The following is a 13,070-nucleotide window of genomic DNA, read 5'->3' on the forward strand; positions in this document are numbered from 1 at the left end:
GGACTACTCCTCCCCCCGCCGGTCCTCCGGACCGCCTCCCCCACGGGGGGAGGATTATGACGCACGATCCTCAGCGCATCGCCGCCGACCCGACGATCTCAGCCTTCGTCACCGCCAACGCCGGTTCAGGCAAGACCAAGACGCTGATCGACCGCGTCGCCCGCCTGCTGCTGGCCGGGGTCGAGCCGCAGGCGATCCTCTGCGTGACCTACACCAAGGCCGCCGCCGCCGAGATGCAGCGCCGCCTGTTCGACCGGCTGGGCAAGTGGTCGGTGACCAGCGACACGGATCTACGCACCGAACTGGTCAAATTGGTCGGCGAGGCCGACGCCTATTATGACGCCAAGGGCCTCTCGGACGCCCGGGCCCTGTTCGCCAAGGCGCTGGAGACGCCGGGCGGCCTGAAGATCCAGACCATCCACGCCTTCTGCGAGAAGCTCTTGCGGCGCTTTCCGCTGGAGGCCGGGGTCTCGCCAGGCTTCACCGTGATGGACGACCAGGCCGGCGCCGCCATCGCCCGCGCCGCCCGTCGCGCCACCGCCGGCTGGGTCGATCGTCACGAGGACGCTTTCTCCGAAGCCTACGCCCGGTTTTCGGTCGCGCTGGATTTCCAGAGCTTCGAGGCGATGTTCGCCGGCTTTGAAGCTCGGCGTGGCCAGATCATGACCCACATCCAGGCGTGTGGCGGTCTTTCAGAAGCCGTCGCAGATGCTTGGTCGCGCTGCGGCTTCGAGCAACCGACCTCGGCCGTCGACCTCGGGACCCAGGCCATGCGGCGACTGGATCTGGCCGCCTGGCGCGCCGCAGCGACCGTGCTGTTCGACGGCGGCGGCAAGCAGGACGCCAAGTACGCTGAAGCCCTCGCCGCCGTAGCCCGCGACCCGGACGCCACGCTGGACCTGGCCTTGCGCGCCCTCTTCACCGAAGGCGGCGAGGGGACGCCCGCGACCTGGCCGGCCAAGACCTCGGGCCTGAAAAGCCGCGAGGACCTGCGCGAGGCCCTCCTGCTGGAGCAGGCCAAGCTGGAGGCCGCCCGCGAACAGGTCCGCGCCGCCAAGGTGGCCGAAGACACGGCCGACGCGCTGCGACTGGCGGCGCTCTATGTCGAATCCCATCGGATCGAGAAGGAAGCGCGTGGCGCGCTCGACTTCACCGACCTGATCGACAAGACGCGGCTGCTGCTGACCGAGAAGGTCGAGGCCGCCTGGGTGCTCTACAAGCTGGACGGCGGCATCGACCACATTCTGCTTGATGAAGCGCAGGACACCGCGCCCGAGCAGTGGGAGATCCTGCGCGCCCTGACCGCCGACTTCTTCGTCGGCGAGACGTCCGAAGGCTGGAGCGGCCGCCGCGCCGAGCGGACCCTGTTCGTGGTCGGCGACGAGAAGCAGTCGATCTACTCGTTCCAGGGCGCCGACCCGACACGTCTGCTGGAAGAGACCCAGGGCTATATTTCGCGGATCGAGGCGGTCGGCGCGGTCGGCAAGGGCGTGCCGCTGACGGTCTCGTATCGCTCGACCCACCAGGTCCTGAGCTTCGTCGACGCCCTGTTCTCCGATCCGGACACCCGCGAAGGGGTGCCGCCCCCCGTCGGCCAGGATCTGGTTCGGCACGAACTGTTCCGGCACGGCCATCCTGGTTGCGTCGACCTCTGGCCGCTGACCCGTGAACTGCCCGGCGAGGACCGCGAGGCCTGGGAGAGGCCGCTCGACGAAGAGGGCGAGCGCAGCGCCAATCGTCGCCTGGCCGAAGCGATCGCCGCCGAGACCAAGGCGATCCTGGATCGCGGCGATGCGGTCTTCGACAAGGATCTTGGGCGTCATCGCGCCGCCCATGCCGGCGACATTCTCGTCCTTGTTCGCCGACGCAAGGCGCTGTTCGAGGAGATCATCCGCGCCCTGAAGCGGCGTGGCGTCCCGGTGGCGGGGGCCGACCGCCTGGCGCTGTCCAGCCACATCGCCTTCGAGGATCTGGTGGCGCTGGGCCGGTTCATCCTGTTCCCTGATGACGACCTGACCCTGGCGGCGCTGTTGAAGGCACCGTTCTGCGGCCTTGGCGATGACGACGTCTATGCGCTGGCCAAGGGGCGCCGGGCGACGCTCTGGGCCGAACTTGTGCGCAGGTCGGAGGAACGCCCCGGATGGGCCGCCGCCCGTGCCGTTCTCGACTGGGCGCTGGTCGAAGGCCGCCGCCGCCAGCCGTTCGAGTTCTACGCCGGCTGGCTGGGGCTGACCGACACCTCCGGCCGCTCGCACCGCGCCAAGGTGCTGACCCGTCTGGGCGCCGAGGCTGAAGAGGCGCTGGACGAGTTCCTGGCCCAGGTGATGGAGGCCGAGCAGCGCGGCGTCCGCGACCTGGAGGCCCTGGTCGCCGACTTCGCGGCGCTGGACATCATCGTCAAGCGCGAGATGGAAGGCGCCCGCCGCGAGGTCCGGGTGATGACCGCCCACGGCTCCAAGGGCCTGGAGGCGCCGATCGTCTTCCTGCCCGAGACCACCGTGAAACGCGGCGCCGGCGGCTCGCCGCTGCTGGTCACCGAGGACGGCGGCCTGCTCTGGTGCGCCTCCGGCAAGGGCGACTGCGCCGCCTCGGCCAAGGCGCGCACGCTGCGCGAGGACAAAGAGGCGCAAGAGGCCCTGCGCCTGCTCTATGTGGCCCTCACCCGGGCCCGCGAGCGGCTGATTCTCTGCGGCCGCATCGACGCCCGCACCAAGGACGACAAGGTCGGCGGCTGGTACGCGGCGGCCCGCGCCGCATTCGCCCATCCCGACATTGCGCCGGGCGTGCGGACGATCGGCGACGGCGACACGGCGTTCCTGCGCTACGGCCCCGATCCGCTGAGCGCGCCGAGAGTCGCCCCCACCGAGGCCGCCGTCGCCGCCCCGCCCGTCTGGATCATGGCGCAGGCCACGCCCGAGCCCGCCGCCGCCCGCTATGCCGCGCCGTCGCGGCTAGAGGATAACGCCCGCGTCCCCGCGCCATCGCCCCTGGCCAGGGTCGCCGGTCTTGGCCGGTATCGGCGCGGCGAGCTCATTCACAAGCTTCTCCAGCTGCTGCCGGACCTACCGCCGAGCCAACGACCCGACGCGGCGCGGCGCATCCTGGCGGCCGAGCGCGACCTGACCGACGCTCAGCGGGAAGAGATGGCGAGCGCGGCGTTCGGGGTGCTCGACGACGCGCAGTTCGCGGCGGTGTTCGGGCCCAATTCACGCGCCGAGGTCGCCTTGGCCGGGACCAGCACGCATCTGCCAGAGGGTCTGGCGGTCTCTGGACGGGTCGACCGGCTGGTGGTTGATGACGCCCGCGTGCTGGTGGTGGATTACAAGACCAACCGCCCCTCGCCCGATCAGATCGAGGACGCCGACACCGCCTATCTGGCCCAGATGGCGGTCTACGCCGCTGTGCTGCGCGAGGTGTTCCCGGGCCGCGTAGTGGAGGCGGCGCTGGTGTGGACGGACGGCCCCAAACTGATGCCTGTTCCAGAAAAGGTGATGGCCCAGGCGCTGGCGCGGCTGACCTAGCCCGTTGCCGGGGGTCTCGCGTCCTCCTACATCTTGATGCAAGCCTCCGGAACGATTCCGGATTTGACCCCTTATCGCGTCCTCCGCGCCGGAAACGGCGGCGTGACGCCAGACTGGAGCAGACCATGAGCACCGTTGCGGTGACCGACGCCACCTTCGAAGCCGACGTCCTGAAGTCGAGCAAGCCCGTCCTCGTCGATTTCTGGGCCGAATGGTGCGGTCCGTGCAAGCAGATCGCCCCGGCGCTGGAGCAGCTCTCCGAGGAATTGGCCGACGTGGTGACGATCGCCAAGGTCAATATCGAGGACAGCCCGACGACGCCGTCGCGCTACGGCGTTCGCGGCATCCCGACCATGATGCTGTTCCGCGATGGCCAGATGACCTCGATGAAGGTCGGCGCCATGCCCAAGCAGAAGATCCTGGAATGGCTGAACGAAGCCGGCGTCCAGCAACCGGCCTGATCGGCCCCGCGCGCTGAATTGAAGACGCCCGCTCCGGTTCGCCGGGGCGGGCGTTTTGCGTTGCGAGATCCTGACCCTCCAGGCGGATGCCGGGACCCAGATCGAACCCCGTGACGCGTCACCTGCCGAAAGGGAGGTCGGCGCGAACCCGCTCAGGGCTCAGGATGTCGCCGGGGAGTTCGGATGAGGAAGGGACCTACTTTTTCCCTGTCGCGATAAACGGCGAGACCGGCGTCGGCGGCGGCTTCTTCTCGGCCTTCGGTTTGCGGATTTCCTTGTTCGACTTTTTCTGACCCTTGGCCATCGGTGGTTCCTGCCAGGACGGGCGCGCCCACCGAGAATGTCCGCCGGGCCGTGCCGCCCTATCGGCGTGGGACCCTCTTACGCCCTCAGGTCGGCCACGTCTCGGGGCTCATCGCCAGCACCTCGCCGGCCAGGTAGAGCGATCCGCAGATCAGCACGTGCGGGACCGGCTCAAGCTGGAGTGCGCGATCCAGCGCCTCTTCCACCGAATCGCAGGCGCAAGCCCGCAGGCCGGCCAACTCGGCGGCGGCGGCCGTGTCAGCGGCGCTGGCGGCGGCGTGGCCCTCGAAGGTCACGGTGAAGGCCTTGCTCGCTACGCCCCGGAAAGCGCCGAAGAAGCCGGCGGCGTCCTTGTTGGCCAGAAGCCCCGAGATCAGCGCCACCGGCCTGCCGTCGCGAGCGGCGAGATCGGCGACGGCGCGGGCGACGGCGCGGCCGGCGTGCGGATTGTGGCCGCCGTCCAGCCAGAGATCCGCGTCCGCCGCCTTGGCGCGCTCGGCCAACGGACCGGCGGTCAGGCGCTGGAAGCGGGCCGGCCAGATGGTCGATTCCAGGCCCCGCGCCATGGCGGCCTCGTCGATGCGCGGATCGGACAGGGCCAGCAGGGCGGCGACCGCGAGGCCGGCGTTGGCGAACTGATGCTCGCCGGGCAGCGACGGGGCGGGCAGGTCCAGCAGCCGTTCCTCCATCTGGACCAGCAGCCGCCCCCGCTCGCTCCAGGCGTCGAAGTCGCGCCCCATGAGGGTCAGCGAAACCCCGGCCCGTTCGGCGGCGGCCTCGATGATGGGCTCGGCGTCCTCATGCTGCCGGGCCGAAACCGCCGGCGCGCCCGGCTTGATGATTCCCGCCTTCTCGCCGGCGATCTGAGCGATGGTGTCGCCGAGGAATTCGCGGTGATCCAGATCGACCGGGGCGATCACGCTGACCTTGGGCGTGACGACATTGGTCGCGTCGAGAATGCCGCCGAGGCCGACCTCGACGATGCAGAGATCGGCCGGGACCTCGGCGAAGGCGACGAAGGCGGCGGCTGTGGTGATCTCGAAGAAGGTGATCGGCTGACCCGCATTGGCCTGCTCGACGCGGTCCAGCACATCGGCCAGGTGCGCGTCGGTGATCAGGGTCCCCGCCAGGCGGATGCGTTCGGAAAAGCGGACCAGATGCGGCGAGGTGAAGACATGAACCTTCAGACCCGCCGCCTCGGCCATCGACCGCAGATAGGCGACCGTCGAGCCCTTGCCGTTGGTGCCGGCCACATGGATCACCGGCGGCAGGCGATCCTGCGGATCGCCCAAGGCCGCGCACAGCCGCCGCATCCGGTCCAGCGACAGGTCGATCAGCTTGGGATGCAGCGCCTGGAGCCGCGCGAGCGCAGCGTCGTGGGCGCGGAGGTGGTCGGTCATGCTCGTCTCCCTCCTCACCCGCCTAGCGGGGGAGGTGGCGCGGCGCCATAGGCGACGTGACGGAGGGGGCGCTGCGGAAGCGCTGACGCCCCCTCCACCGCTTCGCGGTCCCCCTCCCCCGTTTCACGGGAGAGGATGAGAACGCTCTAAGCCGCCTTGCGCTTGCGGCCCATCATCAGCGTGCCTAGCAGCGAGCCCAGGACCTCAGGCAGGTCCTTGCGGTGCGTGACGCGGTCGACCATGCCCTTTTCGACAAGGTATTCCGACCGCTGGAAGCCCGGCGGCAGGGTCTCGCGGATCGTCTGCTCGATGACGCGCGGACCGGCGAAACCGATCAGGGCGCCCGGCTCGGCCAGATGGATGTCGCCCAGCATGGCGTAGGAGGCGGTGACGCCGCCGGTGGTCGGGTCGGTGAGCACCACGACGTAGGGCAGGGCCGCGTCCTTCAGCTCGTTGATCGCCAGCGTGGTGCGGGCCATCTGCATCAGCGACAGTGCGCCTTCCTGCATCCGCGCGCCGCCGGCGGCGGTGAAGGCGATCATCGGGACCTGGCGTTCCAGGGCGGCCTTGGCGGCGGCGATGAAGCCTTCACCGGCGGCCATGCCCAGCGAGCCGCCCATGAAGGCGAAGTCCTGGACCAGCACCACGGCGTCGACTCCGCCGACCTTGCCATAGCCGATGGCCATGGCGTCGGGCTCGCCCGTCGCCTTGCGGGCTGCGGCCAGGCGGTCCTTGTAGGGCTTGCCGTCCGAGAACTTCAGCGGGTCCTCGACCACCGACGGGCTCGGCAGGGCCTCGTACTGGCCGTCATCGAAGGTGAACTTGAAGCGGGCTTCGGGTCCGATCCGCATGTGGCGACCGGCCGGCGTGACCCACAGGGCCGCCTCCAGGTCGGAGCGGAAGATCATCTCGCCCGTGTCGGGGCATTTGACCCAGAGGTTCTCGGGCGTCTCGCGCTTGGCGAACGCGCCGCGCACGCCGGGCGCGATCCGCGACAGCCAGCCGCCGCCCCGGCGCTCCGCCGATTTCTTGTCGCCCTTTTTCGGGTCCTGGGGTTCAGCCATAGCCATAGCCTTAAAGCCTCACTTCGTCCCGACTCGCGCCGAACGCACAGCCTTAGCCAGCTCCGACGCCTTGAGAAGAACCTTCTCGGTCACGTTTTCGTTCAACTGGGCCGCAGCCTCGATTTCATCGACCAGGGCCGAGCCGACGACAGCCGCATCGGCGACCTTGGCGACGGCGGCGGCCTGATCCGGCGTGCGGATGCCAAAGCCCACGGCGACGGGTAGGCCCGAGGCCTTGCGCAGACGCTCGACGGCGGGAGCCACATCGGCCGCGTCGGCCGACTTCACGCCGGTCACCCCAGCCACCGAGACATAATAGACAAAGCCCGAGGTCCGGCGCACCACCATCGGCAGGCGGGCGTCATCGGTGGTCGGGGCGGCCAGGCGAATCAGGGCGATGCCCTCGGCTTCCAGCGCGTCCGACAACGGGTCGGCCTCTTCCGGCGGGCAGTCGACGATGATCAAGCCATCGACCCCGGCCTTGGCGGCCAGCGCTGCGAAGGTCTCGAAGCCCTTGTTCAGAACCGGGTTGAGATAGCCCATCAGAATGATCGGCGTGTCCTGGTCGCCTTCGCGGAAGGCGGCCACCAGGTCCAGCGTCCCCTGCAGGGTCATGCCGGACTTCAGGCCCCGCTGGGCGGCGCGCTGGATGGTCGGGCCCTCAGCCATCGGATCCGAGAAGGGAAAGCCCAGCTCGATCAGATCCGCGCCGGCGGCCGGCAGGCCCTTGAGCACCGAAAGCGTCGTGGCGGCGTCGGGATCGCCAGCCATCACATAGGTCACGAAACCGGCGCGATTCTCAGCCTTCAGGCTCGCAAAGCGGCGGTCGATACGGTCTTTGGTCACGCGAGGTCGGTCCTAGATCTTGCGCCCGAGGGCTTCGGCCACCGTGAAGATGTCCTTGTCGCCGCGACCGCAGAGATTCATCACCACGATCTTGCCCTTGCCCAGCTCCTGGGCGATTTCGCCGACCCGGGCCAGGGCGTGGGCCGGCTCCAGCGCCGGGATGATGCCTTCCAGCGTCGAGCACAGCTTGAAGGCCTCCAGGGCCTCATTGTCCGTGGTCGAGACATATTCGGCGCGGCCGATGTCGTGCAGGAACGAGTGCTCGGGGCCAATGCCCGGATAGTCGAGGCCCGCCGAGATCGAGTGGGCGTCGATGATCTGGCCGTCGTCGTCTTGCAAGAGGTAGGTGCGGTTGCCGTGCAGTACGCCCGGACGCCCGCCGGTCAGCGACGCGGCGTGCTTGTCGGTCCTGACGCCGTGGCCGGCCGCCTCGACGCCGATCAGGCGCACGCCCTCGTCGGCGAGGAAGGGGTGGAACAGGCCGATGGCGTTGGAGCCGCCGCCGATGCAGGCGACCACCGCGTCGGGCAGCCGGCCTTCCATTTCGAGGATCTGCTCGCGGGCCTCGGCGCCGATCACGCTCTGGAAGTCGCGGACCATCACCGGATAGGGGTGCGGGCCGGCGGCCGTACCGATCAGGTAATAGGTGTCATGCACGTTGGTCACCCAATCGCGCATCGCCTCGTTCATGGCGTCCTTCAGGGTGCCCGTGCCCGAGCTGACGGGGCGGACTTCCGCGCCCAGCAGGTTCATGCGGAAGACGTTGGGCTTCTGACGCTCGACGTCGGTGGCGCCCATGTAGACGACGCAGGGCAAGCCAAAGCGGGCGCAGACGGTGGCGGTGGCCACGCCGTGCTGGCCAGCGCCGGTCTCGGCGATGATCCGGGTCTTGCCCATGCGCATGGCCAGAAGGATCTGGCCCAGGGCGTTGTTGATCTTGTGCGAGCCGGTGTGGTTCAGCTCGTCTCGCTTGAAATAGATCTTGGCCCCGCCGAAGTGCTCGGTCAGACGCTCGGCGAAATAGAGCGGGCTGGGCCGGCCGGCGTAATGGGTGTTGTAGCTCGTCAGCTGCGCCTGGAATTCCGGATCGGCCTTGGCGTCGGCATAGGCCTTGCCCAGGTCCAGGACCAGCGGCATCAGGGTCTCGGCGACATAGCGGCCGCCGAACCCGCCAAAGCGGCCCTCCGCATCGGGATAGGCCGAGTAGTCATTGGGTTTCGCAGGAGCGTTCACGAGGGCTTCCAAGCTGGGCTTTTCAGTCTTTGGCGCGTTTGACGGCGTCGAGAAACGCCGAGATCAGAGCCGGGTCCTTTAGGCCGGGACCACGCTCCACGCCAGAAGAAACGTCCACCAGGGGCGTTCCGGAGGTCTTGATGGCCTCACCGACGTTCCACGGATCAAGCCCCCCGGCCAGGAAATGCGGCCGCGAAAAACCTCGCCCGGCCAGCAGGCCCCAGTCGAAGCGGGCTCCGGTGCCACCGGGCAGGACCGAGCCTTCCACGGGCCTTGCGTCGAACATCAGGTGTTGGGCCACGCCGTCGAAGGCGGCCGCCTGATCGACATCGGCCGTGGCGGAGACCGAGAAGGCCTTGATCACCCCGACGCCGGCGCGGGCGGCGATCTCGCGAACCCGCGAGGGGGTCTCCTTGCCGTGCACTTGGATCAGGTCCGGCCGCATCGTCGCCATCAGGCGGTCGATCAGGGCGTCGTCGGGATCGACCGTGACGGCCACGGTCTGCACGCCCCGGCCGCGAACCGGCTCCACAAGGCGCGCGGCGGTCTCGGGCGCGAGGTTGCGTGGGCTCTTGTCGAAGAAGACGAAGCCCAGGAACGCGGCCCCGCCGTCAAAGGCGGCCTTGACCGTCTCAGGTGTCGACAGTCCGCAGATCTTGGCCCCGTGGGCGGAAACGCTCATCGCCGGGGAGTTACGGGCGGGGAAGCCGCCGCGCAACCCCAGCAATGCTCATTGCAGCGTGAAGACGCCATTCCGGATCTCTTGATGGGGAAGGGCCGGCGACAATCCTCCCCGAGCGGGGGAGGTGTCGGCGCAGCCGACGGTGGGAGAAGAGGCTGAGCTCGCAGAACTTCCCCCACCGGCGCTTTGCGCCACCTCCCCCGCTAGGGGGAGGATTGTAAGCGAATGTCCCGCTCCCCGATCACCCCTCGCCGCTCTCCTCCGGCTGATCATAGGCGGCCATCATCGCCATGTTCAGGATCTTGGACACCGAGGCCGACAGCGGCGCGATCTGCACCGACTTGGAGAGGCCCAGCAGCACCGGCCCGATCACCGTGGCCCCGCCCAGCGACTGCACCAGCTTGGTCGAGATCGAGGCGGCGTGGATGGCCGGCATGATCAGGATGTTGGCGCTGTCGGTCAGACGCATGAACGGATAGTTGGCGCGCTTCTCCGGATCGAGCGCCAGCTCGGGCGGCATTTCGCCCTCATATTCGAAGTCGACGTCCATCTCGTCGAGCATGGCCACGGCCTCGCGGACCTTTTCCGAGCGCAGGCCCATCGGATTGCCGAAGGTCGAGTAGCTCATGAAGGCCACGCGTGGCTTGAAGCCCAGGCGTTTGACGGCGCGCGCGGCTTCGCAGGCGATCTCGACCAGCTCCTCGGCCTCGGGCAGTTCGGTGACGTTGGTGTCGGCGACGAACAGGGTGTGGCCCTTGGCCAGCACCACCGACATGCCCATGATCCGGCCGCCGGGGGCGGGATCGACGACGCGCAGCACTTCTTCCAGCGCCTGGTCGAAGCTACGGGTGACGCCGGTGACCATGCCGTCGGCCTCGCCCAGGGTGACCATCGAGGCGGCGAAGCTGTTGCGGTCCTGGTTGATCAGGCGCTGGACGTCGCGCTTCAGATAGCCCTGACGCTGCAGGCGGGCATAGAGCGCGTCGACATAGTCGGGGTTTCGATCCGACAGACGGGCGTTGATGATCTCCAGGCCCGCCGTGTCGGGATCCAGGCCCACCAGGCGCATGTTCTCGTGCACCAGGTTCTCGCGGCCGCACAGGATGGCCTTGCCGAACCCGCCGCTCTGATAGGCGTAGGCCGCGCGGATGACGCTGGGGTCCTCGCCCTCGGCGAAGACGATGCGCTTGGGATTGGCCAGAACCGAGCCGGAGATCTTCTGCAGGAAGCCGGCGGTCGGATCCAGGCGCTGGGCCAGGCCCGCGCGATAGGCGTCCATGTCGGCGATCGGCTTGCGGGCGACGCCGGTGTCCATCGCCGCCTGAGCGACGAACGGGGGTACGTACCAAATGAGGCGCGGGTCGAAGGCCGACGGGATGATGTAGTCGGGGCCGAACTTCAGCTGGCGGCCGTGATAGGCGGCGGCGACCTCGTCGGGCACGTCCTCGCGGGCCAGCATGGCCAGGGCCTGGGCGCAGGCGATCTTCATCTCGTGGTTCACGCGACGGGCCCGCACGTCCAGCGCGCCGCGGAAGATGTAGGGGAAGCCCAGGACGTTGTTGACCTGGTTGGGATAGTCGCTGCGCCCCGTGCCCATGATCGCGTCCTTGCGCACGCGCTTGACCTCTTCGGGCGTGATCTCCGGATCGGGGTTGGCCATGGCGAAGATGACCGGGTTGGGGGCCATCGAGGCGATCATCTCGGGCGTGAAGGCGCCCTTGGCCGACAGACCCAGCAGGACGTCGGCGCCGACCACGGCTTCCGCGAGCGTGCGCTTGTCGGTCTCGACCGCGTGGGCGCTCTTCCACTGGTTCATACCCTCGGTGCGGCCGCGATAGAGCACGCCCTTGGAGTCGACGGCGATGCAGTTCTCAGCCCGCACGCCCATCGCCTTGATCAGCTCCAGCGAGGCGATGCCGGCCGCGCCGGGGCCGTTCAGCACGACCTTCACGTCCTCGATCTTCTTGCCGGTGATGTGGCAGGCGTTGATCAGGCCGGCGGCGCAGATGATCGCCGTGCCGTGCTGGTCATCGTGGAACACCGGGATGTCGAGCAGCTCCTGCAGCTCGGTCTCGATGCGGAAGCACTCGGGGCTCTTGATGTCCTCCAGATTGATGCCGCCGAAGGTGACGCCGATGTTCTTGACCACCGTGATGATCTCGTCGGGGTCCTTGGTGGTGACCTCGATATCGATCGAGTCGACGTCGCCGAAGCGCTTGAAGAGGACGCTCTTGCCTTCCATCACCGGCTTGGAGGCCAGGGCCCCCAGGTCGCCGAGGCCCAGGATCGCGGTGCCGTTCGAGATCACCGCTACGAGGTTGCCCTTGGAGGTGTACTCGTAGGCCATGTCCGGATCGGCGGCGATGGCGTGGACGGGGACGGCGACGCCCGGTGAATAGGCCAGGGAGAGGTCACGCTGGGTGGCCATCGGCTTGGTCGGCACGATGGCGATCTTGCCGGGGGTCGGGTGACGGTGAAAGGCCAGGGCCTCCGCGTCCGTGAAGGTCTTGCGTTCCGCGTCGCTCATCCGGCGTTTCCCATTCCTGCTGCGCAAGTCGATGAAGGGGCGCGCCGATCGATGCGAACACGCCCTTATATGTCCGCACCGTAGCGACGGGGACCGGGCGTCACAACCGGGTCAGAACGCGAAAATCCCTGCAAACGCTTGTTGGACTTGGCGTTGCGTCAAGCGCGGCGCCCTGGGGGAAGGCGGCGTGAGGTTGACCTGAAGGGGCGGAACAGGTGATTTGCCCAAGGTCAGTTTTCTCCCGGAGTCCGTCTTGTCCCAGCCCGTGAAGATCGCGATCGCCGGCGCCAACGGCCGCATGGGTCGCGCCGTCGCCCAGGCGCTGGAAGGTCGGAGCGACGCCGTGGTCGCCGCCCGCTTCGAGCGTCCGGGCGTCGAGGGCGACGGCCTCATCGCGCGTCAGGACGCCCTGGCCGCCGCCGACGCCGTGATCGACTTCACCCTGCCCGAGGCCTCGGTCGCCCTAGCCGAAGAGGCCGCCGTGAACGGCGGTCCGGCGCTGGTGATCGGCTCCACCGGGTTCTCGGACGAGCAGCTGGCCCGCATCGACGCGGCCGCGCAGCAGATCGTCATCGTCCGCTCGGGCAACTATTCGCTGGGCGTCAACATGCTGATGGGCCTGGTGCGCCAGGCGGCCGCCGCCCTGCCGGCTCAGGATTGGGATATCGAAGTCTTCGAGGCCCACCACAAGCGCAAGATCGACGCGCCCTCGGGCACGGCCCTGATGCTGGGCGAGGCCGCCGCCCAGGGGCGAGGCGTCAACCTCGCGGAGGTTTCAGACCGGGGCCGCGACGGCGTCACCGGTCCGCGCCAGGACGGCGCGATCGGCTTTTCGGTGGTGCGCGGCGGTGGGATCATCGGCGAGCACAGCGTGATCTTCGCCGGCGAGAGCGAGAGCCTGACCCTGTCGCACTCGGCTATCGACCGGGGCCTGTTCGCGCGCGGGGCCATCGCCGCCGCCGTCTGGGTCAAGGGCAAGCCGCCAGGCCTCTACGACATGCAGGACGTGCTGGGCTTCAAGAAATAGGGATCC

10 protein-coding genes and 1 pseudogene are annotated in these 13,070 nt (G+C 68.7%); 3 read left to right on the plus strand and 8 right to left on the minus strand.

Annotation, left to right across the window (positions count from 1 at the left end; translation table 11 throughout):
- Positions 1–56: 56 nt before the first annotated feature.
- Together addA and trxA are read left to right on the plus strand one after the other, a co-directional pair.
- Entirely contained in the window at positions 57–3,521 is a 3,465-nt protein-coding gene (gene addA / locus CA606_RS18620) for a double-strand break repair helicase AddA (protein WP_096053175.1), read from the plus strand.
- Between the two features lie 125 nt (positions 3,522–3,646).
- On the plus strand, positions 3,647–3,982 hold the full coding sequence (gene trxA, locus CA606_RS18625) for a thioredoxin (RefSeq protein ID WP_096053174.1): 336 nt from the start codon (positions 3,647–3,649) through the stop codon (positions 3,980–3,982).
- Positions 3,983–4,178: 196 nt separating this feature from the next.
- On the opposite strand, the gene CA606_RS18630 is transcribed toward trxA, so the two are convergent.
- The 8 genes and pseudogenes from CA606_RS18630 to CA606_RS18665 form a co-directional block, all read right to left on the minus strand.
- Positions 4,179–4,286 carry a hypothetical protein gene (locus tag CA606_RS18630; protein ID WP_096053173.1) on the minus strand — a complete coding sequence of 36 codons (108 nt, stop codon included), beginning with the start codon at positions 4,284–4,286 and terminating at the stop codon, positions 4,179–4,181.
- A gap of 85 nt (positions 4,287–4,371) precedes the next feature.
- Entirely contained in the window at positions 4,372–5,685 is a 1,314-nt protein-coding gene (locus tag CA606_RS18635) for a bifunctional folylpolyglutamate synthase/dihydrofolate synthase (RefSeq protein ID WP_096053172.1), read from the minus strand.
- A 22-nt stretch (positions 5,686–5,707) separates the two neighbouring features.
- Positions 5,708–5,822: pseudogene (locus tag CA606_RS18640) on the minus strand (hypothetical protein).
- A 9-nt stretch (positions 5,823–5,831) separates the two neighbouring features.
- Positions 5,832–6,755: an acetyl-CoA carboxylase carboxyltransferase subunit beta gene (locus CA606_RS18645; protein ID WP_096053171.1), complete on the minus strand. Its 924-nt coding sequence runs from the start codon at positions 6,753–6,755 to the stop codon at positions 5,832–5,834.
- 12 nt (positions 6,756–6,767) lie between these two features.
- On the minus strand, positions 6,768–7,595 hold the full coding sequence (gene trpA, locus CA606_RS18650) for a tryptophan synthase subunit alpha (RefSeq protein ID WP_096053170.1): 828 nt from the start codon (positions 7,593–7,595) through the stop codon (positions 6,768–6,770).
- Positions 7,596–7,607: 12 nt separating this feature from the next.
- Positions 7,608–8,828 (minus strand): tryptophan synthase subunit beta, encoded by a 1,221-nt coding sequence (gene trpB / locus CA606_RS18655; RefSeq protein WP_181242689.1) that lies wholly within the window; start codon positions 8,826–8,828, stop codon positions 7,608–7,610.
- Between the two features lie 22 nt (positions 8,829–8,850).
- Complete coding sequence (locus CA606_RS18660) at positions 8,851–9,510, minus strand: phosphoribosylanthranilate isomerase (RefSeq protein WP_096053949.1); 660 nt, start codon at positions 9,508–9,510, stop codon at positions 8,851–8,853.
- Between the two features lie 241 nt (positions 9,511–9,751).
- The gene (locus CA606_RS18665) at positions 9,752–12,037 is read right to left on the minus strand and encodes an NADP-dependent malic enzyme (protein ID WP_096053168.1); all 2,286 of its coding nucleotides are present in this window, start codon (positions 12,035–12,037) and stop codon (positions 9,752–9,754) included.
- Between the two features lie 253 nt (positions 12,038–12,290).
- Here CA606_RS18665 and dapB point away from each other — a divergent pair, with 253 nt between their 5' ends.
- Positions 12,291–13,064: a 4-hydroxy-tetrahydrodipicolinate reductase gene (gene dapB / locus CA606_RS18670; protein ID WP_096053948.1), complete on the plus strand. Its 774-nt coding sequence runs from the start codon at positions 12,291–12,293 to the stop codon at positions 13,062–13,064.
- The last annotated feature ends 6 nt before the right edge of the window (positions 13,065–13,070 follow it).

The sequence above is a fragment of the Caulobacter vibrioides genome, assembly GCF_002310375.3.
Lineage (GTDB): Bacteria > Pseudomonadota > Alphaproteobacteria > Caulobacterales > Caulobacteraceae > Caulobacter > Caulobacter vibrioides_D.